The 22,627-nt window shown below is 34.8% G+C and carries 27 protein-coding genes and 7 pseudogenes; 24 read left to right on the top strand and 10 right to left on the bottom strand.

Going from position 1 to position 22,627, the window contains the following annotated elements; translation table 11 throughout:
• Together JEM49_RS10810 and JEM49_RS07900 are read right to left on the bottom strand one after the other, a co-directional pair.
• A pseudogene (locus JEM49_RS10810) lies at positions 1 to 179 on the bottom strand (DUF3021 domain-containing protein); the annotation flags it as partial.
• A 1-nt stretch (position 180) separates the two neighbouring features.
• Positions 181 to 618 (bottom strand): LytTR family DNA-binding domain-containing protein, encoded by a 438-nt coding sequence (locus JEM49_RS07900; RefSeq protein ID WP_201874552.1) that lies wholly within the window; start codon positions 616 to 618, stop codon positions 181 to 183.
• A gap of 103 nt (positions 619 to 721) precedes the next feature.
• On the opposite strand from JEM49_RS07900, the gene JEM49_RS07895 reads away from it, so the two are divergent.
• The gene (locus JEM49_RS07895; RefSeq protein ID WP_242509801.1) at positions 722 to 1,072 is read left to right on the top strand and encodes a hypothetical protein; all 351 of its coding nucleotides are present in this window, start codon (positions 722 to 724) and stop codon (positions 1,070 to 1,072) included.
• 43 nt (positions 1,073 to 1,115) lie between these two features.
• Here JEM49_RS07895 and JEM49_RS07890 read toward each other — a convergent pair whose 3' ends face one another.
• Both JEM49_RS07890 and JEM49_RS07885 read right to left on the bottom strand, forming a co-directional pair.
• Positions 1,116 to 1,604: a methylated-DNA--[protein]-cysteine S-methyltransferase gene (locus tag JEM49_RS07890; RefSeq protein ID WP_191451011.1), complete on the bottom strand. Its 489-nt coding sequence runs from the start codon at positions 1,602 to 1,604 to the stop codon at positions 1,116 to 1,118.
• A gap of 1 nt (position 1,605) precedes the next feature.
• Entirely contained in the window at positions 1,606 to 2,268 is a 663-nt protein-coding gene (locus JEM49_RS07885; RefSeq protein ID WP_201874550.1) for an endonuclease III domain-containing protein, read from the bottom strand.
• Between the two features lie 108 nt (positions 2,269 to 2,376).
• On the opposite strand from JEM49_RS07885, the gene JEM49_RS07880 reads away from it, so the two are divergent.
• The 15 genes and pseudogenes from JEM49_RS07880 to JEM49_RS07810 all read left to right on the top strand — a co-directional run bounded on the left by JEM49_RS07880 (position 2,377) and on the right by JEM49_RS07810 (position 13,059).
• Positions 2,377 to 2,592, top strand: a complete 216-nt coding sequence (locus JEM49_RS07880; RefSeq protein ID WP_025006076.1) for a helix-turn-helix transcriptional regulator — start codon at positions 2,377 to 2,379, stop codon at positions 2,590 to 2,592.
• Positions 2,579 to 3,031 (top strand): hypothetical protein, encoded by a 453-nt coding sequence (locus JEM49_RS07875; protein ID WP_201874548.1) that lies wholly within the window; start codon positions 2,579 to 2,581, stop codon positions 3,029 to 3,031. The genes JEM49_RS07880 and JEM49_RS07875 overlap by 14 nt, the downstream gene beginning before the upstream one ends.
• A gap of 14 nt (positions 3,032 to 3,045) precedes the next feature.
• Positions 3,046 to 3,909 (top strand): NAD(P)-dependent oxidoreductase, encoded by an 864-nt coding sequence (locus JEM49_RS07870; RefSeq protein ID WP_098045833.1) that lies wholly within the window; start codon positions 3,046 to 3,048, stop codon positions 3,907 to 3,909.
• A complete protein-coding gene (locus JEM49_RS07865) occupies positions 3,909 to 5,171 on the top strand; it encodes a replication-associated recombination protein A (protein WP_201874546.1) in 1,263 nt (420 codons plus the stop codon). The genes JEM49_RS07870 and JEM49_RS07865 overlap by 1 nt, the downstream gene beginning before the upstream one ends.
• Positions 5,172 to 5,268: 97 nt before the next feature.
• The gene (locus JEM49_RS07860; RefSeq protein ID WP_087176336.1) at positions 5,269 to 5,499 is read left to right on the top strand and encodes a hypothetical protein; all 231 of its coding nucleotides are present in this window, start codon (positions 5,269 to 5,271) and stop codon (positions 5,497 to 5,499) included.
• A gap of 80 nt (positions 5,500 to 5,579) precedes the next feature.
• Positions 5,580 to 6,550 (top strand): annotated as a pseudogene (locus JEM49_RS07855) (Gfo/Idh/MocA family protein).
• A gap of 14 nt (positions 6,551 to 6,564) precedes the next feature.
• A pseudogene (locus tag JEM49_RS07850) lies at positions 6,565 to 7,425 on the top strand (HAD-IC family P-type ATPase); the annotation flags it as partial.
• A gap of 76 nt (positions 7,426 to 7,501) precedes the next feature.
• Positions 7,502 to 7,732, top strand: coding sequence for a heavy-metal-associated domain-containing protein (locus tag JEM49_RS07845; RefSeq protein ID WP_025006081.1), 231 nt, complete (start codon positions 7,502 to 7,504; stop codon positions 7,730 to 7,732).
• Positions 7,733 to 8,284, top strand: a complete 552-nt coding sequence (locus JEM49_RS07840) for a DNA-binding protein (RefSeq protein ID WP_201874544.1) — start codon at positions 7,733 to 7,735, stop codon at positions 8,282 to 8,284.
• Positions 8,285 to 8,301: 17 nt separating this feature from the next.
• The gene (locus JEM49_RS07835; RefSeq protein ID WP_201874542.1) at positions 8,302 to 8,955 is read left to right on the top strand and encodes a Crp/Fnr family transcriptional regulator; all 654 of its coding nucleotides are present in this window, start codon (positions 8,302 to 8,304) and stop codon (positions 8,953 to 8,955) included.
• A 256-nt stretch (positions 8,956 to 9,211) separates the two neighbouring features.
• Positions 9,212 to 9,871, top strand: coding sequence for an amino acid ABC transporter permease (locus JEM49_RS07830; RefSeq protein ID WP_087176338.1), 660 nt, complete (start codon positions 9,212 to 9,214; stop codon positions 9,869 to 9,871).
• Positions 9,852 to 10,526, top strand: a complete 675-nt coding sequence (locus JEM49_RS07825; protein ID WP_087176339.1) for an amino acid ABC transporter permease — start codon at positions 9,852 to 9,854, stop codon at positions 10,524 to 10,526. Before JEM49_RS07830 ends, JEM49_RS07825 begins: the two co-directional genes overlap by 20 nt.
• 9 nt (positions 10,527 to 10,535) lie before the next feature.
• A complete protein-coding gene (locus tag JEM49_RS07820; protein WP_087176360.1) occupies positions 10,536 to 11,276 on the top strand; it encodes an amino acid ABC transporter ATP-binding protein in 741 nt (246 codons plus the stop codon).
• An 11-nt stretch (positions 11,277 to 11,287) separates the two neighbouring features.
• Positions 11,288 to 12,148, top strand: a complete 861-nt coding sequence (locus JEM49_RS07815) for a transporter substrate-binding domain-containing protein (RefSeq protein ID WP_201874540.1) — start codon at positions 11,288 to 11,290, stop codon at positions 12,146 to 12,148.
• Positions 12,149 to 12,240: 92 nt separating this feature from the next.
• Positions 12,241 to 13,059: a YSIRK-type signal peptide-containing protein gene (locus JEM49_RS07810; protein ID WP_201874538.1), complete on the top strand. Its 819-nt coding sequence runs from the start codon at positions 12,241 to 12,243 to the stop codon at positions 13,057 to 13,059.
• A gap of 1 nt (position 13,060) precedes the next feature.
• On the opposite strand, the pseudogene JEM49_RS07805 reads toward JEM49_RS07810, so the two are convergent.
• Positions 13,061 to 13,437: pseudogene (locus tag JEM49_RS07805) on the bottom strand (IS30 family transposase); the annotation flags it as partial.
• On the opposite strand from JEM49_RS07805, the pseudogene JEM49_RS07800 reads away from it, so the two are divergent.
• Positions 13,426 to 13,977: pseudogene (locus tag JEM49_RS07800) on the top strand (HAD-IC family P-type ATPase); the annotation flags it as partial. The pseudogenes JEM49_RS07805 and JEM49_RS07800 sit on opposite strands and share 12 nt — an antisense overlap.
• An 83-nt stretch (positions 13,978 to 14,060) precedes the next feature.
• Here the strand turns inward: JEM49_RS07800 and JEM49_RS07795 are convergent.
• Positions 14,061 to 14,540, bottom strand: a complete 480-nt coding sequence (locus JEM49_RS07795; RefSeq protein WP_201874530.1) for a type III restriction endonuclease subunit R — start codon at positions 14,538 to 14,540, stop codon at positions 14,061 to 14,063.
• A 535-nt stretch (positions 14,541 to 15,075) separates the two neighbouring features.
• Between JEM49_RS07795 and JEM49_RS07790 the strand changes: the two genes are divergently transcribed.
• The 3 genes and pseudogenes from JEM49_RS07790 to JEM49_RS10740 all read left to right on the top strand — a co-directional run bounded on the left by JEM49_RS07790 (position 15,076) and on the right by JEM49_RS10740 (position 17,647).
• Entirely contained in the window at positions 15,076 to 15,696 is a 621-nt protein-coding gene (locus JEM49_RS07790; RefSeq protein WP_035183776.1) for a CadD family cadmium resistance transporter, read from the top strand.
• A 64-nt stretch (positions 15,697 to 15,760) separates the two neighbouring features.
• A pseudogene (locus tag JEM49_RS07785) lies at positions 15,761 to 17,099 on the top strand (IS3 family transposase).
• A 167-nt stretch (positions 17,100 to 17,266) separates the two neighbouring features.
• Entirely contained in the window at positions 17,267 to 17,647 is a 381-nt protein-coding gene (locus JEM49_RS10740) for an LPXTG cell wall anchor domain-containing protein (RefSeq protein WP_201874528.1), read from the top strand.
• A 52-nt stretch (positions 17,648 to 17,699) separates the two neighbouring features.
• Here the strand turns inward: JEM49_RS10740 and JEM49_RS07775 are convergent.
• Positions 17,700 to 17,990: pseudogene (locus tag JEM49_RS07775) on the bottom strand (multidrug ABC transporter permease); the annotation flags it as partial.
• A 164-nt stretch (positions 17,991 to 18,154) separates the two neighbouring features.
• Between JEM49_RS07775 and JEM49_RS07770 the strand changes: the two are divergent.
• Both JEM49_RS07770 and JEM49_RS07765 read left to right on the top strand, forming a co-directional pair.
• Complete coding sequence (locus JEM49_RS07770) at positions 18,155 to 18,295, top strand: alpha/beta hydrolase (protein WP_233186984.1); 141 nt, start codon at positions 18,155 to 18,157, stop codon at positions 18,293 to 18,295.
• A gap of 141 nt (positions 18,296 to 18,436) precedes the next feature.
• Positions 18,437 to 19,189 (top strand): NADPH-dependent oxidoreductase, encoded by a 753-nt coding sequence (locus tag JEM49_RS07765; protein ID WP_201874526.1) that lies wholly within the window; start codon positions 18,437 to 18,439, stop codon positions 19,187 to 19,189.
• A gap of 235 nt (positions 19,190 to 19,424) precedes the next feature.
• On the opposite strand, the gene JEM49_RS07760 is transcribed toward JEM49_RS07765, so the two are convergent.
• Positions 19,425 to 20,024: a TetR/AcrR family transcriptional regulator gene (locus JEM49_RS07760; protein ID WP_201874524.1), complete on the bottom strand. Its 600-nt coding sequence runs from the start codon at positions 20,022 to 20,024 to the stop codon at positions 19,425 to 19,427.
• 91 nt (positions 20,025 to 20,115) lie between these two features.
• The gene (locus tag JEM49_RS07755) at positions 20,116 to 20,490 is read right to left on the bottom strand and encodes a hypothetical protein (protein ID WP_242509800.1); all 375 of its coding nucleotides are present in this window, start codon (positions 20,488 to 20,490) and stop codon (positions 20,116 to 20,118) included.
• A gap of 224 nt (positions 20,491 to 20,714) precedes the next feature.
• Here JEM49_RS07755 and JEM49_RS07750 point away from each other — a divergent pair, with 224 nt between their 5' ends.
• The gene (locus JEM49_RS07750; protein ID WP_025006098.1) at positions 20,715 to 21,233 is read left to right on the top strand and encodes a GNAT family N-acetyltransferase; all 519 of its coding nucleotides are present in this window, start codon (positions 20,715 to 20,717) and stop codon (positions 21,231 to 21,233) included.
• An 86-nt stretch (positions 21,234 to 21,319) separates the two neighbouring features.
• Entirely contained in the window at positions 21,320 to 21,787 is a 468-nt protein-coding gene (locus JEM49_RS07745) for a Dps family protein (protein WP_025006099.1), read from the top strand.
• Between the two features lie 219 nt (positions 21,788 to 22,006).
• Here JEM49_RS07745 and JEM49_RS07740 read toward each other — a convergent pair whose 3' ends face one another.
• The gene (locus JEM49_RS07740) at positions 22,007 to 22,288 is read right to left on the bottom strand and encodes a hypothetical protein (protein ID WP_201874556.1); all 282 of its coding nucleotides are present in this window, start codon (positions 22,286 to 22,288) and stop codon (positions 22,007 to 22,009) included.
• Positions 22,289 to 22,627 lie beyond the last annotated feature (339 nt).

The raw sequence follows: 22,627 nt of genomic DNA, 5'->3' as shown, positions 1-22,627 counted from the left end.
TCCGCCAGCAACGAAAGCATGAAAAGGGTCGATAGAATATTGATGTTTACTTCTGTCATTGGTCGACTGGTTACATTTTCTGTTAATTGAAAACCATAATAAATTATTACTAAAATAAGCGGGCCAAAACCTGCAGCGATTAATCCTCGTGAAATAAAATCTTTAACGAACCGTTTCATGTTAATCCAACTCCTTTCTAATTTTTGAAAAACATCTTCTTGAAACATAATCTGTTAATCCGTTTTTCATAATTACGTTTACACCAACTGATTTAGTTCCCTTAAAACGTTTGATTTGATAGCGATTCACTATACTTGATTTATTAATTCTCCAAAAGTTGTTAGGTAACTCACCTGCTAGCTGATAAATTCGTTTTCGTATTTGGTATTTCTTATTATCGCTGCAAATAGCCCAAATCTTATTGTCGATAATCGTAATCAAAACGATTTGATCCAAAGATAAAGCAATTAAATCTTTGTCATCATGTGCGGCAATTTGATTAGAATTACCATTGGTTAATACAAATAACTTTAACTTATTTGTAAATTCATTTTCTTGATGTATCTGTGCTTGAACTAATTCTTCTTTTTTAGGTTCTATTAAAAGCTTAAATTTCATCTTTTTCTCCTTTTATTTTGAATTATATGAGATATTGCCTGAGAAAACCGTATTTTTAAATTATTCGGTATAAAATTGAAATAATCGGTCGTAAGCATAAAAAATGAGTTTAATTACAGTATCAGATATAATTATTAATATAAAAGTGATGGTTTTTATAGAAAAAGGTGATATTATGATGAAATGTAAACTAGGTTGGATTTGTGCAGGTATTGGTGCCGTAAGTGCTATGGTTGCAAGCTCTATTTATTTCTATAAAAGAGATCATAAAAAGCGTGAAGCTGAAAAGGATACAGAAAACAAAACTTTATTTTTAGAAAGTACCCCTAACAAAGCAAAAGATGAGTTAATGAAAGCTGAATTAGCAGATGAGGATCAAGTTAAGTCACAAGAAACAGAATTTCCAAAAGTTTCTCTTAATGATGGTTCACATAAATTATTTGAAGATGAATAAAAAGGCGAGACAAGATGTCTCGCCCTTTTTTACATAATTTAGATTATAGTATGTTTTCTAATTTTAATAATTCTACTTTTTTATCTATTCCTGCACTATAACCCGTTAGGTTGCCATTTGATCCAATTACACGATGGCAGGGAACCATTAGAGAAATATGATTTCTACCTATAGCACCGCCTACTGCGCGAATAAGTAAATGATGTGGATCTTTTGCGACCGATTGCGCAACTTGTTTATATGTGAAAGTTTGTCCATAAGGAATCTGTAGAAGAGTTTGCCAAACTTCCTTTTGAAAGGTAGTCCCAATTAAATGTAATTGAGAAATAAAATCAGGCTTTTGTCCAGTAAAGTATTGATCAAGCCACTTTTGAGCAGATTTGATGTATTCATCAGAACCCACTTTTACCTCATCGTTTAGAATATCTGCATAGTACTTGCTAGTTGCAAACCACAAGCCAATTAATCCTCGTTCATCACTAGCTAATAATATTTTGCCCAAGGGTGAGTGGTATGTAAAAATCGTCTGCATATTATTTACCTTGATTAGGTGTCATTAAATAATAATCTTTCAAAAATGATTCATTAAACTGCTTTGGCAACCTATATTTTTGTCCAAACATATCGATCATTGCATGAAAATTTTGATAATTACGCAGAGTAAAATCAGTTAAATTTTCTTCAATGATCTTTTTTGCTTTCTCATAAGGTGGGACATCTCGCCAACCCAGGCATGCAAAAAGTCTACGCGAATACTGATCAACTACAAATTCACCTTTACGCAAACCATACATTAAGATTACGTCTGCTGTCTCTGGTCCAATTCCTTTAATAGCCAAGATTTCTTTACGCAAGTCTTGTTTATTCTGCTGTTGAGCTAGTTCAAGATCATAATTAAAACGATCTCTAAAGTATAGCGCAATGTTTTTAATTGTTTGTGCTTTACGAGTATAAGAACCAGCGGGGGCAATTACTTGCTGCAATTTTTCATCACTCATGTCCAAAATGTTAGCAGGTAAGAAGCCAGTCGCTTGATATAAGGAGTCTAAAGCATTATCTACATTTTTCCAGTTAGTGTTTTGGATCAAGACTGTTGACCAAATTACCTGCCAATCAGAACGTCCCGGCCACCAACCATTGGGATCAAGATTATCATACATAATGTCATAAAGCTCATTTAAATTAATTTTTTTCATCATAAAACCTCATTTCGTTACTTCTATTTTATTGCAAATTGGGCAAAAATTGTTACAATGTGAAGTAAACTACATGAAGTAAGCTTCATGTTTTAGGGAGTGATCAAAATTCCAAATCTAGTTAAACAATATCGAAAAGAAAATAAAATGACACAACGGGAGGTTGCCGAAAAGGTGCGCGTGACAGAGCGCACAATTATTTCAGTGGAGAAAGGGAAATATAAGCCTTCCATTGTTTTAGCTTATAAACTGGCTAAATTATTTGGGACAGATATTGAAACTTTATTTTGCTTGAAGGAGTTTGTTGAAAATGAAGAAGAATGATAAAAAGAGAAAAATTAAATACGCTATAAGTACAGTATTCTTTCTGATCATAACTATTATAGACATGGTTGATTTATATAATGATATTTTTAATGGGCGAGGTCACACTATCAAAGATTTAGTTTGGTTAGTAATTTTGATTTTGGTAACCTTGGGTAATTACTATCTAATGAAAGATATTGGTACTATTGACGATGATGATGAACGTGATGATTATGTTCAGATGAAGACAGATTCTACATCGTATCATATTCTTGAATGGATCATAATTATTGCTAGTGTGGCTTTTTCAGCTTGGGGAGTTATTCTATATTCCAAAAACGGAAATGAGCAATTGGCCTTTGTTTTAATTATTATTGGAGCAGTTTTATCATCAATTTGGATATTAACGATTATTATTAATTTCCTTATTTGGTTAGTTAATTATTATAAAAATTAAAGGAGAATACAGTAATGAAAATTGGATTTATTGGTACTGGCGTAATGGGGACTGGCATTATTAATAATTTGCTAAAGAATAATTATGACGTCACAGTTTACAACAGAACTAAGGCTCACGCTCAACCTGTCTTGGATAATGGAGCCAAGTGGGCAGACAATCCTGCCGAATTAACTAAGCAGGTAGATGTTTTATTCACGATGGTAGGCTTTCCACAAGATGTTGAGAACATTTATTTTGGAGAAAATGGGATCTTCGAAACAGCCCAAGCAGGGCAGTACATCATTGACATGACCACTAGTAAACCAAGCTTAGCCCAAAAGATTGGTCAAACTGGTGAAGATAAGAGGATTCATATTTTTGATGCACCTGTTTCTGGTGGTGATATTGGCGCCAAAAAGGGGACATTAACAGTCATGATTGGTGGACATGAAGAAGAGCTTGATCAATTACGTGATATCTTCATGACCTTTTCAAGTAAATTGAATTACTTCGGTCCCTACGGTAGCGGTCAACATGCTAAGATGGCTAACCAAATTATGATTGCCGGAACTATGACTGGTATGACGGAGATGCTTGTTTATGCAAAAGCTGCTGGACTTAACTTGGAACAGGTTTGTCAAACACTACAATCTGGTGCTGCAGAAAACTTTAGTCTAGGATCTTATGGTCCACGTATACTAAAAGGTGACTATACCCCTGGCTTTTTTGCCAAACATTTTTTGAAAGACTTACGTATTGCTCTCGAAGAAGCAGAAAAGATGAACTTAGACTTACCTTCAACCAAAGAGGCAAAACATTTATATAAAGTTTTAGTTGATGACAAAAAACTAGGTAATGATGGCACACAAGCTTTAATTAAATTGTGGTGGAAATAATGTCTTTCAGAACACCTCTGGCAGATAAAATGCGACCGCAAACACTGAATGATATGGTAGGTCAACAAGATTTACTTGGTAAAGGAAAACCTCTTCGTCGAATTATTGAACAAAAAGTCAATATTTCTCTAATTTTATGGGGACCACCAGGTACTGGAAAATCTAGTTTAGCCCAAATCATAGCTAAGCAATTTGATTATCCTTTAGCAAAATTTAATGCCTCAATCGACAATAAAGCTAAATTAGATCAATTTATCAAAACTTATCCTTATCAGCCCTTTGTTTTGCTTATTGACGAGATTCATCGAATGACTAAAAACCTACAAGATTTTCTTTTGCCATATTTGGAAAATGGTCATATTCTGCTTGTCGGTGCAACAACTGAAAATCCGATTATGTCAATAGTTCCAGCTGTACGTTCTCGTTGTCAGATTTTTGAATTTAAAGCATTAAGCGATCAAGATATTGAGATAGTTTTAAAATGTGCCACAACAGAAGTTCTCAAATTGAAAGATGAACAGATTGAAACGGATGCATTGAAATTAATAGCTATTGCAGCAGATGGTGATCTACGTGTTGCGTTAAATATATTAGAAACAGTTCATGCAATTAATCCTGAAGAATTAACTGTTCAAGATGTTAAAAACTTTGCTAAAGGACAGAATTTTATCTATGACAAAAAGGCAACTAAACATTACGACTATTTAGCTGCCTATTCAGACTCTATGGCTGGTTCAGATACAGATGCTGCACTTTATTATTTAGCAGTTTTATTGAAAAATGGAGACTTGCCATCTGTTGTCCGCCGGTTAAGAGAAATTCCATATACTTATATTGGTTTGGCCAATCCGCAACAGGTTACTCAAATAGTTACGGCTGCTAATCAGGCGGAAAAGGTGGGGATGCCTAAAGCGAAGTATCCTTTGATATTTGCCACTATGTTGATGTGCATTTCACCAAAATCTGGTTCTTTTGATGAAGTTTGGGATAAGTTAGACAAAGACACTGAACATCCTAGTCAACACCCCATGCCTCGAGGGTTACGTGACATGCATTATAAGCATTCTGAAGAAATTACCGGTGGTGGTTTGATTAAAAGCCCATTTGCTGAACCACATCAGATTGCAAAGCAAAATTACATGCCTCAAGGTTTGGAAGGAAAAAGATATTACTATCCTAAAGATAACGCCAATGAAAAAAGACTAAGTGAGCAATATTTAAAGTTGCATCGATATATCTATGGTGAAGATTACAAGAACTAATAATATTTAAAATTATGTAAACTAACTTTGGGTAAGCTTGTAAAAGCTAATTTCTTCAGCTAAAATAGCTTTAGTTAAATTATAGGAGTTGAAAGAAATGACAACTAACGAAAAAATCATTACTTTAGTGAAACCTGAATACTTGAAAAAAATTCCTGCTATTTTTCGTAAACATGCAACTAATAATACTTGTAAATTAATCGCTAAAGAATATCCTGATTTATATGCTGCTTTTGAAAAGGATCCTAGTGATGAACAAAAGCAAAAAATGACTAAACTTGTTAACGGCATTTTTGAGGAAAGAATGAAAAAACATAATATGCTTTAAAATAATAGAACTACAGACTTATGCAGATAGGTTCTGTAGTTTTTTGTTTGCTTAATTTTTGAATATTGATCATACTAAAAATGAAACTTTTAATTGCTGGTGCCGGCTTTATTGTACAAGATTGGCTTCAAATAACTAAGGATTTGTCAAAAGTGGAATTAACTGGAATTGCTGGTACAGAAAACGATTTAACTACTATGAAAGAATTAGCTAAACAATATAATATTCAAAATATTTATACTGATTATGCAACTGCTTTAAGGGAAACAAATGCTGATACAGTATATGTAGCCGTACCTAACTTTCTGCACTACTCATTTGTCAAACAAGCATTATTAGCTAATAAAAATGTGATTTGTGAAAAGCCATTCACTGTTAAATACGATGAATTTAAGAAATTAAAACAGTTGGCATTAGAAAAAGATCTAATTCTAGCTGAAGCAATTACCAATCAATATTTAACAAACTATCAAGGATTAAAAGATAAATTGCCTGATCTAGGTCTAATTAGAATTGTGTCCATGAATTACTCACAATAATTCTCACCGTTACAATGCTTTTAAAGAGGGAAAAATTTTACCAGTATTTGACCCTAAAAAGGGTGGTGGTGCTCTGATGGATCTGAACATTTATAATATTCACTTTATAGTGGGACTTTTCGGGATGCCAAAATCAGTTGAATATTTAGCCAATATTCAACGTGATGTTGATACATCTGGTATTTTGCTACTGGATTATGGTGATTTTATCAATTGCAGCAAAAGATTCAGGAGCACCTGTAACTTCAACTATCGAAGGAGAAAATGAAACAATTGTAGTTAATGGACCAGCTAATGTCATGGATTCATTTGATATTTACCATAACAGTGAAAAACTACAACATATTGATAAGAAAGTATATCCTCATCGAATGTTTGATGAGTTTAAAGAATTTAACCGGATGATATAAAAACATGACATGTCCAAATGCAAAAAAATGCTCAACCATAGTGACGAAGTAATGCAAGTTTTACAAAAGGCCGTTGAAAGCGCTGGGCTTAAGCTGGAATAGGAGGAAAACATGAAATTCATATTCTAAATGGTGATAGAAGAGAAATTATTAATTTAGCTGTAAGTATTGAAGCTCGAAGTATCCACCCATTAGCAAAAGCAATTGCTAAATTAGCTGATGAAAAGATAGATCATATTACTACTAATACAATTAAAGGAAAAGGAATTTCTGCTACTTTAGAAAACGATAAATACTATTTAGGTAATTTAGCATTAATTGAAGAGCATACTTTTGTTAATGCAAAACTAACTAAAGTAGTTAATAAATTAAGCAATTTAGGTAACTCTATTGTCATTTTTTCTAACACTGATCAAAGTATGTTAGCAGTCTTTGGCATTAAGGACCGACTTCGACCAGAATCTAAAGCTGCATTGCTTAAATTAAAACAACTTGGGATTAAAAAACTAGTGATGCTCTCAGGCGATAATCAAGAAACAGCAAAACAAATTGCGGCAGAGTTGCCAATTGATGAAGTACATGGACAAATGTTACCTGCAGATAAAGCGCAATTTGTTAAAAACGAACAAGCAAATGGTCATCATATAGCTTTTATTGGTGACGGAGTCAATGATAGCCCTGCTCTAGCTAATGCTGACGTTGCTATTGCTATCGGTAGTGGTACCGATGTAGCAATTGACGTGGCAGATATTGTTTTGGTGAAAAATGACTTACGTAAAATTGACTATGCCTTAGCAATTTCTAAGCGAACTGTCTTGAACATGAATGAAAACATTGCAATTGCATTATTAACCGTACTGCTATTGTTCGTTGGATTGTTTGCGGGTTATGTTGAAATGGCTAGTGGCATGTTTATCCATGAATTTAGTATTTTAGTCGTTATCTTAAATGGGATGCGCTTAATTAAAAATTATTAAAAACTTGATGACCGTCAAGTTTCTAAGAAGAAAAAAGATTTAGAATTTAATATGTAATGATGAAAGGAAGATATTTATGCAAAAAGTAATGATGAAGTTAGGTGGCATGACTTGTCCATCTTGTTTAACCAAAATTGAAAAAGCTGTTGAAAACGTTAATGGCACTGATCAAATTAAGGTTTTGTTCAACGCTGGCAAATTAAAGTTTGTAATGGATTCAAACAAGACCAACACAGATGATGTGAAGAATGCTATCGAAAAAATGGGTTATGAAGTTATGGACATTAAAGAAAAGGAGATTAATTAAATGAATTCAGAAGAAGCATACCAATCAGAACTAAAGCAAAGTGAAATAGACCATCACACTCCCACGGTCGGAGCAATGGTTGGTCATATCATTGCTAACTTATTAATTCACTCCTTAAAAATTAGCCAAGCTAAATTCTTTACCAAAGGTAATGCTAGTTTATTTTTATGTCAATATGCTCCTAAATGGATTGAATACGAACAAACAGAGTTCAACAAATTAAACCAAATTTTGGTAAATAATGGCGAAAGTATTCCTACAACCACCGACCAATTTAAAGAATATACTATGCTCGAAGAAAATGGAGCTACAAAATACGAAAAGGGTAACGATCAATTATTTACATTAGTAAAAGACTTTGATACGCAAATTCTTTTTATTACTAAGGCTATTACTCTAGCCCAAAATGAAAATTGGCCAGAATTAAGTGTGAACTTAATAGAATTATTATCATGGATTAAAGAACAAATTCGCCAATCACAAAACTTTTTGAATCACGATTTGCGTGAAGGATTGTATACTGAAGAAGACGATGATGATGACGATTTTTAAATAAAGGAAGTCTTTAAATGGCAGAGTTATGTGTTCAGTTAGTCCCACTATTTAATGCATTGCCTATAGATGAGCAAATGCAAATAGAAGAGCTAGTTCATCACCAAAATTATCGAAAAAATGAGTTAGTCTTGGATCCCACTTCAAATAGTAATTTAATAATTCTTGCTCATGGTAGCGCTCGTCTTTATACCTTGAACAAAGAGGGACATGAGAATGTTATTCAAGTCTTGAAAACTGGAGATTATGCTGGTGAAAATTGGTTATTTGGTGAGGCTAATACCAATACCTACGTTGAAGCCACAGAAGATAGTGAAATTTGTTTACTGAATCGCAATGACTTTTTAGCTTTGATGAAAAAACAACCGGAATTAAGCATAAAGCTCCTAGAACAAAACATCATTAAAGTACGTGCCTTGCAGAAACAAATACAATTATTAAGTCTTCCTAAAGTAGAGGATAGACTACTTAATTATTTGCAGACTTATGCCAAAAAAGTAGGACATAAATCATTTATACTACCATTAAAAATGAAAGATTTAGCACTTTATTTAGGAACTACACCAGAAACTTTATCCCGTAAATTTATTTTACTCGAAAAACGAGGAGTCTTAAAAAGAAAATTGAGACAAATCCAACTATTATTTAAAAAATCAATTGACAATAAATAAGCATGAGTTTACACTAATAGTCAATGGAAGTTACTAAAAGTAAGAAAGGAGTACCAACATGTTGAATTTACAAGCTATATGTCATAACTGTGTATGTTGTCCAAAAGACAATACTTTTTTGCATACGCTAATTCAGCATGACGTACTTCGATATATTTATAGTTAACTTGTTTTTTAATTTAGCTATTTTAAGGATCTACGAACTGAATTGGTTCGTGGATCCTTTTTTGTTTGGTCTTTGGGAGGGTAAGATCTTATGAATTGGTCAATCATACAACAAGCGTTGCCAGTATTTGTCCATGCATTTGGACTCACAATTTGGCTATCGCTAATTGGAATAATAGGTTCAATTATTGTTGGAATAATTGCTAGCCTAACGCAATATTTTAAAGTACCAGTACTCAGTCAAGTCATGACAGCATATGTTGAACTAGCACGAAACACACCACTTTTAATTCAATTATTTTTCCTGTACTACGCTTTTCCAGTTATCGGAATAAAAATGTCCGCAGAAGTTTGCGGCATTATCGGTTTAATTTTCTTAGGTGGAGCATACATGGCTGAGGGATTTACCGGTGGCTTTAATGGAATTTCTACGAGTCAAATTAATAGCGGAAAAGCATTGGGGATGAGTCGTTTTCAATTAGCTCGCTATGTTGTTTTTCCGCAAGGCTTTGCCTTAAGCATGCCTGCCTTAACAGCTAATATTATCTTTTTAATTAAAGAAACATCAATTTTCTCAGTAATTGCGATTCCTGAATTAACCAACACGGCCTTAGATTTAATTGGAATGTATTACCGTTCTAATGAATATTTATTAATGCTGGTTATTGCATACGCAATTATCTTGATCCCAGTAATTCTTTTATTAACTTGGCTTGAAAGGAGAGTTCGTTATGGTGCATTCGGGAATTAATGTTTTATTTGAAGGAAGTAACTTCGCCCGTTTAATGGCTGGTCTTTGGACCTCAATTTGGATCGCAGCTATTTCATTAATAATCGGTTTAGCAATTGGTATTATTTTCGGTATTCTGCGAACTTTATCTAATAAATTCATTCGTTTTATTCTGCGAGTTTATCTAGAATTCTTTCGAATAGTACCTACGATCGTTTTACTTTACCTGGTTTACTATATTTTGCCGCGAACTTTTCATGTTAATTGGCCAGCAACCTGGATGGCAGTTTTAGCATTTTCACTATGGGTAGCTGCCGAATTTAGCGATATTGTTCGCGGAGCAATTGAATCAGTTCCTAAGAGTCAACGAGAATCTGGTTTAGCACTAGGCTTAAGTAAAATTCAGCTGTTTAGATATGTTCTGCTTCCTCAGGCAATTAAACTTGAACTACCCGCTACGATTAATTTAGCAACGAGAGTAATTAAGACAACTTCACTTTTACTGGTTATCAGCATTATGGAAGTAATCAATGTTGCCCAGCAAATTATCGAAGCAAATAACCAACAATATCCAACTGGTGTTTTCTGGGTTTACGGTTTGATCTTTATTTTATATTTCGTTCTCGATTACCCATTATCAGCTTGGGCTAAGAAATTAACTAATGAAAGAAAATAGGTGACCATTATGACTGAAGAAATTTTAAAAGTTGAGCATTTAAATAAGTTTTATGATGAACGACAAGTTTTACATAACATTAATTTTTCACTGAAAAAGGGTGAAGTATTAACATTACTTGGACCATCTGGTTCTGGTAAAAGTACCTTACTTAGAACTTTGAATGGATTAGAAGATTATAAAAATGGATCAATCTATTTCCACGAGAAGAAGATTGATCCTAGTCCTAAAGAATGGCAAATCTTGCGACAAAAAATTGGTATGGTTTTCCAAAGTTACGATCTCTTTCCAAATCTAACCGTGATAGAAAACGTCTTACTTGCTCCAGTAAAGGTACAAAAACGTGATGAAAATGAAGTTAAAGAAGAAGCAATTAAATTACTAAAGCAAGTTGGATTAGAGCAATATCTAAATGCTTATCCTAGAGAATTATCAGGTGGTCAAAAACAACGAGTAGCCATAGTTCGTGCATTGGCAATAAAACCTGAAATCATGCTTTTGGATGAAATCACCGCATCCCTCGATCCCGAAATGGTACGCGGAATTGAGGAAATCGTTGAGCGCCTTTCTAAACGTGATCACATGACAATGATTATCGTTACTCACCAAATGAATTTTGCTTCCCGAATTGCAGATGAAGTACTCTTTTTGGAAGATGGCCATATTTTAGAAGATACACCAGGAAAAGAATTCTTTAATCATCCTCAAACGCAAAGAGCAAAAGATTTCCTAGACAGTATGGATTATTAAGGATAAAGCCAATGAAAAAGAAAAATATTTTTAATATTATTATGGGCATCTTTGCTCTGATAGTGGTAGTGAGTGCTGCTTATTTTGGCTTCACACAACCTAATTTAAATAGCGGTACTGCTGGCAGCCGTTGGAGCAATGAAAACGGCATTTCAGAAATTAAACGCCGTGGTTATATCAGAGTTGCAGTTTTTGGAGACTTACCACCATACGGTTGGGTAAATGACCAAGGCAAAAGAGTAGGGTATGATGTTTACTTAGCGCGTAGAATAGCTAAAGATTTAAACGTTAAAATTCGTTTTATTCAAGTAAATGCCAATAATCGTGTAGATACTTTGAATTCAAACAAAGCGGATATAGTTTTAGCTAACTTTACAGTAACGCCTGAACGTAAGGATGTAGTTGATTTTGCCAAGCCTTATATGAAGGTGTCAGTGGGTGTAATTTCGCCTAAAAACGCGCCAATCAAAAGTGCCCAAGAATTAAAGGGTAAAAAATTGATTGTCACTAAGGGTACGACAGCCGAAAACTATTTTGCTAAACAATCTGGTGTTAACTTATTAAAATTTGACTCTAAGACGCAGCAGTTCAACGCGCTAAAAAATGGCCGTGGTGCAGCCTTAGCTGATGATAATTCATATCTTTATGCTTGGGTTAAGAAAAATCCGAAGTATGTAGTCGGCATTAAAAGTATTGGGGCACGCCAGTATGTGTCTCCAGCTGTAAAGAAGGGCAATCGCTCATTATTAAAATGGACCAATCAAGAAATAACTAAGTTAACTCAGGAAGGCTTCTTTGTAAAAGATTATCAAACAGAACTTGCACCATACTTTGGAAAGGATATTAAGCCAACCGACATTATTTTGAAATAAGTTAAAAGAGAACTTCGAAAACGAGGTTCTCTTTTTTAATACCATCATCAAAAAATAAATGATGTTTTATTTGTATTAAGGGATTGATAACAATGAGGCTGAAAAAGAAGAACTTACACTTAAACCAAGAAATTGAACAACACTACAGCTTTAGAAAATTAGCATCGGGTGCGTTGGTTTCCGCAATTATTGGTGCGTTTTTCATAGGGATTAAAACTGAAACAGTTTCAGCTGCTGTAGACAATAATGCTACTCAAGTAACTGTTAAAGAAACAAGCTCTCAAACTTCAACAGATAATTTAGATGTAAATACTGACAGTCACAGTTCTGATAAGACATTAGATAATACTCTTACATACGATAATCAAATTATTAAAAAAGAAACAAATAATACAGAAGCAGAACAGGTTACACAAACTACTGACAAGGAAGAGACTACTACTCAACCAACACAAATTAGCCAAAATGATACTGCCAAGATTAATGTAGAAAAAGATCCTAAACAAGAAACGATCACTACTTCAAAGGCATCATCAGTAGATGCAACTAAACAATTATTAGAATCAAAAACTGAGTCAACCGCTAAATCAGTAACTTTCGGAAATGGCGGTGCTACATTATCAATTAGTCGCAATACAATAGGTGCGACTGGTGATACCACAGCAATTGCTGTTGATTTCAACGTTTCTAATCCAAAAAAGGGCGATCAATATCAAATTGTAATTCCTAAAGGAACTTATGGTATTGGTACTGATGGACAAAATATTCAGTCTGGTGGTACAACTACGATCGCTAATGATGAAGATAAATGCATCATCACTAACACATTTACTGATGATAATGCCGGTACAATTCACCAACAATTTACTTTAAATCCAAGCCTGAATTGTCAAATTAAGTGCAACAGTTAGGCTATGAAGAAATGTATTGCTTGAAGAGTTCTTCTGCTGTCTGATATTGGAGGATTCGGCGGTGTTTGTGGTTAATGGCATTGGTTGCCTGTTCAACATAAGCCTTTGTTTTGTCTTTCATACTCTTGCCCTTAGGGAAGAATTGACGCAAAAGACCATTGCGGTTCTCATTTGTGCCCCTTTCCCATGGAGAATATGGGTGGGCGAAGTAGATCTGGCAGCCTTTGATCTTGATCATATCCGCAAACTCAGAGCCATTGTCAAACGTGATCGATTTAAACCAGGCAGGATGTCTGTCAATCTCATTTTTAAGCAGCCTTTGGCATGTGCTTGCCCGATAGTCAGGAATCTCTTGATAACTACTTCAAAGCGAGTGCTAAGGAATTAATTAGTGGTCTTCAGAGGCGAGGAATTACCCCCGTAATGCTCACTGGCGATAATCCAAAAACCGCGGAACACGTTGCTAACTTACTAGGATTGACTGAATTCCATGCAGGCCTATTACCAAATGATAAGCAAAAGATTATTGCTGATTATCAAGCAAAGGGCAATCACGTCATCATGGTTGGTGACGGCGTAAATGACGCACCAAGTCTTTCCGCGGCCGATATTGGAATTGCAATTGGTGCCGGAACCGATGTTGCCATTGATTCCGCTGATGTTGTGTTGGTTAAATCAGAACCCAGCGATATTTTACATTTTCTTGATTTGGCTAAAATCACAAATCGGAAAATGGTTCAAAATCTCTGGTGGGGAGCAGGCTACAATATTGTCGCAATTCCACTCGCTGCCGGTGTGTTGTCATTTATGGGAATCACTCTAGACCCAGCCGTTGGTGCTATGGCCATGGCGATGTCGTCAATTATCGTGGCAATTAATGCGATGGGATTGACTGGTAAAAAGATAAAAAACGTGTAATTAAGTGATGACAAAAAGAGGAGAAAGACCAGCTGGTAGTTTGGTCTTTCTCCTCTTTTTAAGTAATAGTCTTCGTCATTAATTTATTCTAAGCCGAATTCTTTATCAATTAATTCTTGCAGCTTACCATTTTTAGCAGCTTCTGCTGCATCAGCTTGTTTAAAATGGCTTGTATCAAGTGCACCTTTGATCGAATTATCGAATCCCAAAATATAATTTGTGGCAATTAAATAAATGATTCGTGTTGGAGCTAAGCCGTATACTTGGTGATTAATAATATGAAGAATCCGTTCACGATCATCAGGGTAAAACTGCTTCATGACAGGGTTTGCGTACAATCTTTTAACAATTTCAGTGATATACAAACCAGATTTCATGTATAAATCAGCAAATGTAGCATTAGGATCATCAAAGACGTTAGGATTTTCCTTTTCTAAGTCATCAACCATGTGTTTTACTACTTTTTTAGGCGTGAAGATTTGGTTGGTCTTTTGTGGCGGAATATAGTCGAAGATGTCCTCTTCATTGTTTTCATCAAAGTAGTTGCGGAGCTTGTATTTCAAGTCAAATTGGCAGAAACAGCAAAATCTTAGAGGTTCGGAGAAATGATTATGAAAACGTTAGATAAGGTTATTGTTGATATGAGTGACCCTGCTTTCCCTTATATTCTTCAGCCTATTGCTGAAGATCGATTGAAAAAAATGCATTCTAATAGTTGAATTCATTTTTTTGTGATTAAGCTAACACTAGCTTGCCCCGCTCGGGTAGAGTTCTGCATGAGATGCGCTCGCTATGCAATAGCCCGTCGGAGGTTTTTCTAACCGGATAATAGGCGCAGAAAAATAGCAGTTCTCCCAGTAGGAAGGGAGAACGCTACTACCTCGTAGAGCCCACACTTTACCTTGCAAAGTATAGTGGGTTATACTTTACTTGGAAGTAATCACCGAATTCCAGTTAGAAACTATTTTGTAACTACGTTTTGAGGAGGATAAAATGCTTTCTTACGTCCGGCATTACCCACTAGCGATAGCTAAATTAATGTGTCTGTGCTCCCCTAAAATCTGCTGATTTATTACTGACTAATACAGGAGGTTTTTTATGGGACAGACAATCATATCTGCTATTGGTGTTTATATTTCCACCAGTATAGATTATTTAATTGTTTTGATTATTTTATTTGCACAGCTATCACAGAATAAACAGAAATGGCATATTTATGCGGGGCAATATCTAGGCACGGGCTTACTTGTAGGGGTGAGTTTGGTTGCTGCTTATGTCGTCAATTTCGTGCCTGAAGCATGGATGGTTGGATTGCTTGGTTTAATCCCTATCTATTTAGGGATTCGCTTTGCAATTGTTGGAGAAGGTGAGGAAGAAGAAGAGGAAGAAATTATTGAAAGATTAGAACAAAGTAAGGCAACTCAACTGTTTTGGACAGTTACATTGCTGACAATTGCGTCTGGCGGAGATAATTTAGGTATCTATACACCTTATTTTGCTTCGTTAGATTGGGCACAGACCCTCGTGGCGTTGCTTGTGTTTGCAATCGGCGTAATTATCTTTTGCGAGCTTAGTCGGGTGCTATCCTCTATTCCGTTAATATCCGAGACAATTGAAAAATACGAGCGAATCATTGTGCCCTTAGTATTCATTCCACTTGGACTATACATCATGTATGAAAGTGGCACGATAGAGACTTTTCTAAACTTTATTTTATAGATAAAAAAGCCCCTTAAATGATATGACCCCCGAAATTAGTGTTCTAATTTCGGGGGTTATTTTCATGACTAAATACACTAAAGAAATCAAACTTGCTATCTACCACGAATGGGTAAATGATTACAGAAGAGGCACCTACCTTAGCCGGAAATATGGGATGGGGCGTGGAGGAATCCAGTATTTGGTGGGCTTGATTCAAAAACATGGTGAAGATATTCTGGATCGCCCTCAACAGAAATATACTGCTGATTTCAAGCTTGCTGCCATTGATAGAGTTCTGCTAGGCGGTGAAGCACTTAGACAGGTTTCTCTAGACTTAGGACTTACAAATACAGGCATTCTTGCAAATTGGCTTCGCTCTTTTAAAGAAAACGGGTATACTGTCATTACCAAGAAGAAAGGTAGATCAACCCAAGAATGCCCAAAAGCAAGGACAAACAGTGGATCAAAGAACTGGAAGAGCAGGTAAAGAGGCTTACAGTCGAGCTTGCATACATAAAAAAATTGGAGGCCTTAATTCAAAAACGTAAGAGCTAAGAAAAGAAGAATTAGCTCGTGCAATCAATAAATTAAGGCAAGAATTGCGGCTTAGCGTTAAGTACATTATCGACGTTATCAATGCCAACCCTGGATTGCCTCATATCTCAAGAAGTAACTACTACTACCAAACCCATAAGCTTGATAAGGATTCTGGTAACCAGAAGCTGATGGATAGAATCAAAGAGATCTTTCTAGAACACAGCCAGCGCTATGGGTACCGGCGAATCTACGGACAGCTTCGCCGGGAAGACTATGAGGTCAACCATAAGAAGGTGCAGAGGCTCATGCAAAAGATGGGCTTATTTGCTATCTCAATCCGCAAGAAATGCAAATACAGCAGCTATTACGGCGTTCAAGGCAAAATCAAGCCAGACTTAATCAAGCGCAATTTCTACGCAATTATTCCCAACAGACATTGGTTTACCGACGTGACTGAATTCTATCTTAGAGATCAAAAGCTCTACCTTTCTCCAATTATCGATGGTTGTACCCAAGAAATCATCTCCTACAACATTTCTAGGCACCCAGACCTTAAGCAAGTGATGACTATGCTAAATGACGCATTTGAGAAGCACCCGGCTCTTAACGGGCTTATTTTCCACTCAGACCGTGGCTGGCAATATCAGCACCAAGCATATCGAGCTGCTCTGGCTAACAGAGGGATCGATCAGAGTATGTCCAGGTTGGGTAATTCTCTCGATGACGGTTTAATAGAAGGCTTTTTCGGCATTCTTAAGCGGGAGATGTTCTAAGGCCAAGAACATAAATACAAGGACTTAAATGAGCTTGAGAAAGCTATTCACAAATACATCGATTACTACAACAACGTAAGAACCAAGACAGGACGAAAAAGCAAAGAATAAGCCAAAGTGGTACGCCTTCTACTACTGATAAACCTGAATTTCCGATTGGCATCAGCGGCGATCCTATCACTACCGACAAACCGAAATTCCACATTGGTGTAAGTGGCAATCCCATTACTACGGGCAAGCCAGAATTTAAGATTCCAGAAGAACCGAATGTTCCTGAAGTGCCAGATACTCCTGACACAGATGAGCCTGATGAAACTATTCCACCAAAACCCGAATTAAACACCGAAGATTCTGACATAACAGTTAAGCCAGATGCTGAATCAAAACCAAAAGGTAAGTCCAATAACGAAAAATCTACCCGTAAGACTATTCAGCCAAAATCTGAAAAGCAACCTACTGCACCTAAAAAGCATTACAAGGTAAATTCAGCAATTAATACGCCTGAAAAGAATAAAATTATAGCAACTAATACCAAAATTGAATTGCCACAAACTGGTAATTCAGAGAACAGAAATACTAATTTAATTGCTGGAATTCTTTTAAGCTTAGGCACTGGTATATTGTCTGGTCTTGGGTTTAAGAAGCGTAAACATAATTAAAGATAAAAAAATAATCAAGTCTCACTTAAAAAAGAGATTTGATTGCTTTTATTTATTTCTTAAATTGATTTTTAACATATTCCGCATAGAGTGGGGTAGATTTGATTAAATCATCATGCTTACCATATCCCGAAACAGTGCCATGATCGATAAAGTAGATACGATCTGCATCAACAATCGTGCTTAACCGGTGTGCTATGACCAAAGTCATCCGATTTTTCATTAATCCACTCAGCGCCTTTTGGACCATTGCTTCTGATTCAGAATCCAAGCTAACTGTAGCTTCGTCTAACATTAAAATCTTAGGATTGCGTAAAAATGCTCTAGCAATTGCGATTCTTTGACTACTATGTTGGCCGTGCATTTCACCCACGTTCAGTTAACTCAAATGGTGCTTGGGATGCTCTTACTCCATGGGGCTACTACAACTTCCCACTACAGCAAAGAATTGAAACTATCAAGTAACCTAAGTTAATCGTAACTGGTGAAAAAGCCCACTCACGTTACATGGCTGAAGAAGCTTATAACCGATTAAAGGATCCAAAAGAACTGGTCATTGTGCCTAATGCAACTCACGTTGACTTATATGACCAAATGGATAAAATCCCATTTGATAAATTTGATGAATTCTTTAAAGAAAATCTTTAATTAACCAACATATTATATAATTCCATAACTGCAAAAAAACGAGTAACGATAATCATTAATAATAATGAAAGTCTTGCTCGTTTTTCTTTGTCTTTTGTTACAATATAGTAGACTTACAATTAGTTAGAAAGAAGCTTAATTATGATTCATAACTCCACCATTGATACTCAACTCAATCACAAGTCTATTCGAAAATTTAAGGATATCACCTTAAATCATGAACAACTAGAAACTTTATACACTGTCTTCAGCCGCACAGCTACTAGCATGTTCATGCAAAACACATCCCTACTGCACATCACCGATGAAGCCAAAAAACAAAAGATCCAGAAACTTTGCGGTCAAAAATATGTTGGTGCTGAAGGAGACCTATTTATTTTTATTGTCGATCTTTACCGCAATCAGCAAATTAGAAAGCAACTAAACAAAGATGACGGTAGAGTACATACAACCGATATTTTCTTCCAAGCAATGGAAGATACATTGCTTGCTTTTCAAAATGTGGCTAATGCCGTTGAAAGCATGGATTTAGGTTATGTGCCTCTTGGTACAATCAATGATCATCCTTTGCAAATGCTAAAAACTCTTGATCTACCTAAGTTAACTTTTCCTGTTTTAGGGATGCAAGTTGGCGTGCCCGATCAAGAGCCACAATTAAAGCCACGTTTGCCACTTAAATTCATATGTTTTGAAGATTCATATCCAAAAGATTTTGATGTTAAAGATTTAAAGGACTACGATCAAGTCGTGACTACTTACTATGATTTACGTGATAGTAATCGCCGAATTGATTCATTTACTAAGCAAATTACGGGCGCTAAGCTCAATAATCATGAAACTGATCGTGATCAATTAGTAAAAGAATTACATCAACAAGAATTATGTCTTGATTGAATAGAGCTTGTCCCATATTTTTGGTAAAATCATTCATGAAGGGAAGGCGTTCTTCTTTCTGTATGTGTTTTTTTGTTCAAATCAATCATACGAGAAAGGAACTCCTTTTTCTAATAGTTTAAGAAATTAATTTAAGGAATCATTCATCCTTACACAAACTATTTTACGGTCTCTTTTTTTGCTTAACATTAGGATACTGGTCTATTTTATTTAAGTCTTAATAAATATATTTGACTTAATCATTCTTAGCTAATTTTTCATATCCAGCTTTAGTAAAACGATTTAACATTTGCACATCATGGGCCCATTTTTCATTCTTTTGGAAATGATTGGCACGATTAACAGCGAAAGAGCCATGAATAATATAAGTAAATAATGTTTCGGCATCTTCTTTACTTAACCCGGTTTTCTTAATAATTAAAGACAAGACTTTACCTCGCTCATGAGCAACTATCCGACCAATAATGTATTCACTTAAATCAGGATCCATTAATAGACTTTGATATTTATCTGAATCTCCGATCCGTTGACAAGCAGGTACTAAGGATTCATTTTTATTAAGATAATCAAAAGAATAGTGGTCCTCTGTATCTAATCCTGTAGCTGATTCCTGAACTAAAAATAGGACATCATTGAGAACGGCATTTAACACATCAGTTATTGATGTGAAATGTAAATAGAAAGTAGAACGAGTAATATCAGCTTCACGACAAATTTGAGTAATAGTAACTTTAGAATATGATTCTTCTTTAACTAATTTAATAAAAGCATCTTTAATTACTCTAATTGTATAAAGTGTTCTACGATCTGTTTTTCTTCTTTTGATTTCTACCATAGCTTATTAACTCACAATCTTATTCTTTAATACTAAATCGTTCAATAATATCACCTTGATCAGAGAATAGCTGCAGCAATTTTACTAGGTATCAACAATTCACCCTCGGAAAGAACTTTTTAAAAAGCGTATCTTGATTAGTAGTCACAAAATGCACTGGTTTATCGCCAATTAATTGTTTGAGATATTCATAAGTTAGTTTCTGCGGCGGAATTTTGAGAATCATTTTTAAAGATTCAAGCATAAAAGCCCGATGCTCTTCTTTGGAATTAAATTGAGTATAAAAGCCATTGAAGATACCTTCAAAATGATATTTATCATAAAAGTATTTCATATGCTTTATGAATAGAGGACTAGCAGAATACCAAAAAGCCATTCCTGCCGCATTAGACATTCCACTTCCGGCTCCAACAATAATGGCATCTGCCTTTTTCACATGGTTTACTAATTCATCAATTTTATTCATATAATGTTTACCTAATTTTTTATTAGATTGTTTACTCTTATACATGCTGTATAGAATTTGATGTAAACATCATATGGTAAAGGGGTTAGGCAGTTAAGCACATTCACGGCAAAATGTCAGATTTAGATAATGGACAGATTTGAGATTATGTAGTGAATTTGCCTTTCATATTTTATTTTTGTATAGTTTGTTAAAAATATATGCAAAAAGGGGGAAGAAAAGATATGACACTTATTTACTCCAGAAAAGCTAATATAAATGATATTGATAGTATTATGCCAATCATCGATGACGCTAAGGCATTTTTAAAGAAAGCTGGTAGCACGCAGTGGCAAAGCGGATATCCTAATAAGCAAACTATCACTCAAGACATAGAAAATAATGTTGGGTGGGTTTTAGTTGTTGATCACCAGATAGCAGGTTATGCAGCTGTGATTGCTAGAATTGAACCCACTTATCAAGTAATAGATGGTCAATGGCATAATGATCAAGATGAATACGCAACCATCCACCGAATGGCTATTAGCAGCCAATATCGCGGGATGCATCTAGCAAATTACTTTTTCTCTAATTTAATTTCATTACAAGTGACAAACAATATATCTAACTTTAGGATTGATACTTTTAAGAAAAATGCAGTTATGCAGCATTTAGCTAAAAGTAACGGCTTTACTATCAGAGGAACGATAAAAGTAGATGATCCGATCGATCCCGAAAGAATTGCTTTTGAATTAAATTTATAAAGCATATCAGTTTACTAATTTATCTGTATTCGCTACCATGGGAATATAAGCAACGTTGTATGTTTTAAATCCTAAGGAGGATTTTTATGAAATATCAAAAGACTAAAGAAATTTTAAATCAAGCAATTGCTGACCTTAGTCAATTACAAATGGTAGTACGTCAACAACACTGGTACATGCGTGGACCAGAATTTTTGAACTTACACCCATACTTAGATGAAGTAATGGAAGAATTAGACGACCAACGTGACTTAATCGCTGAAAGATTAATCACCATTGATGGTTCTCCATACTCAAGCTTGGCAGAAATGGTAGATCATTCTACAATTGAAGCTCACCCTGGCAAATGGGGCACACCTACTACAGAACGTTTTGCGACTATTGTTGATGGCTATCATCACTTGGAACACCTTTACGAAAAGGGAATTAAAGCCGCAGATGAAGAAGGAGACTACAGTTCAAGTGATATCTTAACTACTTGCCACAATGACCTCGAAAAGAGAATTTGGATGATGACAGCTGAGATTAATCAAGCTCCTGGAATTGACGAATAATTTAAAATAAATTCAAAACAAAAAAAGACAGTAAGCTAGAAACATGCTTACTGTCTTTTTGTCATCTAATATCTACTTGTTCTTTTTCAAATATCTCACTCAACTTTTTAACTAATACTATCTATTAGCATTCTCCCCACAATATAAAAGTCCAGAAAAAGGGTGATTCACTCTCTAACAAGAATTGTACCAAATTAAACAAAAAGTTGATACTATTTTTTAATTATCTAAATTTATATTTTGTTCATTTGAATCATCACCAAAAAATTCGACTAAGACATCCGCATCAGGATACAGTTCGGGATGCAGATTTAAATATTCTTTTATATTGTTACAATATTCTATATTTTCTATTTCTTGACTATAATGATACAATTCATCAAAATCTAAATTTGATTGCGATAATAACCACTCACGATAAATCGTTAAAATTCGAATTACTTTTTGCACATTAAAGATATACAGATAATTATAACCAAACCGCTTAGTTAAAGCTTTCAATGACTATTTTTATTAAGTTTTTTAACTAGGGATGCTGATTGTGTTGTAATCATTTTTATGTTTTTCTTTAGTTTGTCTGTAGCGATCTGTGTTGATGGTAATCTTTTATTAACTTTAATGTCATTTAGATCTTGCAACAATTTTATCTTAGTATGGTCATCCATATAATCAGCACTCAATATCTTTTTAACGGTATTTTTATGCTTTTGTTCACTAACGGTTTTAACCTACCAATATGCCTATGCCACAGAATACAGTAGATTTAATAATCTTTTTTACTAACATCATATTTATTCTCTTTACTTTATAAAACACTAGTAATTACATTATATTTGCTTA

The organism is Lactobacillus sp. A27 (assembly GCF_016742815.1).
GTDB classification, from domain to species: domain Bacteria; phylum Bacillota; class Bacilli; order Lactobacillales; family Lactobacillaceae; genus Lactobacillus; species Lactobacillus gallinarum.
Note: the sequence above shows the minus strand (reverse complement) of the source record. Positions and strands in the feature narration are given on the sequence as shown.

What these genes read in the sequence shown, in the direction of transcription:
- JEM49_RS07900 (WP_201874552.1), bottom strand. Translation starts at nt 618, where the DNA reads ATGAAATTTAAGCTTTTAATAGAACCTAAAAAAGAAGAATTAGTTCAA.
- JEM49_RS07895 (WP_242509801.1), top strand. Translation starts at nt 722, where the DNA reads ATGAGTTTAATTACAGTATCAGATATAATTATTAATATAAAAGTGATG.
- JEM49_RS07890 (WP_191451011.1), bottom strand. Translation starts at nt 1,604, where the DNA reads ATGCAGACGATTTTTACATACCACTCACCCTTGGGCAAAATATTATTA.
- JEM49_RS07885 (WP_201874550.1), bottom strand. Translation starts at nt 2,268, where the DNA reads ATGAAAAAAATTAATTTAAATGAGCTTTATGACATTATGTATGATAAT.
- JEM49_RS07875 (WP_201874548.1), top strand. Translation starts at nt 2,579, where the DNA reads ATGAAGAAGAATGATAAAAAGAGAAAAATTAAATACGCTATAAGTACA.
- JEM49_RS07870 (WP_098045833.1), top strand. Translation starts at nt 3,046, where the DNA reads ATGAAAATTGGATTTATTGGTACTGGCGTAATGGGGACTGGCATTATT.
- JEM49_RS07865 (WP_201874546.1), top strand. Translation starts at nt 3,909, where the DNA reads ATGTCTTTCAGAACACCTCTGGCAGATAAAATGCGACCGCAAACACTG.
- JEM49_RS07860 (WP_087176336.1), top strand. Translation starts at nt 5,269, where the DNA reads ATGACAACTAACGAAAAAATCATTACTTTAGTGAAACCTGAATACTTG.
- JEM49_RS07845 (WP_025006081.1), top strand. Translation starts at nt 7,502, where the DNA reads ATGCAAAAAGTAATGATGAAGTTAGGTGGCATGACTTGTCCATCTTGT.
- JEM49_RS07840 (WP_201874544.1), top strand. Translation starts at nt 7,733, where the DNA reads ATGAATTCAGAAGAAGCATACCAATCAGAACTAAAGCAAAGTGAAATA.
- JEM49_RS07835 (WP_201874542.1), top strand. Translation starts at nt 8,302, where the DNA reads ATGGCAGAGTTATGTGTTCAGTTAGTCCCACTATTTAATGCATTGCCT.
- JEM49_RS07830 (WP_087176338.1), top strand. Translation starts at nt 9,212, where the DNA reads ATGAATTGGTCAATCATACAACAAGCGTTGCCAGTATTTGTCCATGCA.
- JEM49_RS07825 (WP_087176339.1), top strand. Translation starts at nt 9,852, where the DNA reads ATGGTGCATTCGGGAATTAATGTTTTATTTGAAGGAAGTAACTTCGCC.
- JEM49_RS07820 (WP_087176360.1), top strand. Translation starts at nt 10,536, where the DNA reads ATGACTGAAGAAATTTTAAAAGTTGAGCATTTAAATAAGTTTTATGAT.
- JEM49_RS07815 (WP_201874540.1), top strand. Translation starts at nt 11,288, where the DNA reads ATGAAAAAGAAAAATATTTTTAATATTATTATGGGCATCTTTGCTCTG.
- JEM49_RS07810 (WP_201874538.1), top strand. Translation starts at nt 12,241, where the DNA reads ATGAGGCTGAAAAAGAAGAACTTACACTTAAACCAAGAAATTGAACAA.
- JEM49_RS07790 (WP_035183776.1), top strand. Translation starts at nt 15,076, where the DNA reads ATGGGACAGACAATCATATCTGCTATTGGTGTTTATATTTCCACCAGT.
- JEM49_RS07770 (WP_233186984.1), top strand. Translation starts at nt 18,155, where the DNA reads ATGGCTGAAGAAGCTTATAACCGATTAAAGGATCCAAAAGAACTGGTC.
- JEM49_RS07765 (WP_201874526.1), top strand. Translation starts at nt 18,437, where the DNA reads ATGATTCATAACTCCACCATTGATACTCAACTCAATCACAAGTCTATT.
- JEM49_RS07760 (WP_201874524.1), bottom strand. Translation starts at nt 20,024, where the DNA reads ATGGTAGAAATCAAAAGAAGAAAAACAGATCGTAGAACACTTTATACA.
- JEM49_RS07755 (WP_242509800.1), bottom strand. Translation starts at nt 20,490, where the DNA reads ATGAATAAAATTGATGAATTAGTAAACCATGTGAAAAAGGCAGATGCC.
- JEM49_RS07750 (WP_025006098.1), top strand. Translation starts at nt 20,715, where the DNA reads ATGACACTTATTTACTCCAGAAAAGCTAATATAAATGATATTGATAGT.
- JEM49_RS07745 (WP_025006099.1), top strand. Translation starts at nt 21,320, where the DNA reads ATGAAATATCAAAAGACTAAAGAAATTTTAAATCAAGCAATTGCTGAC.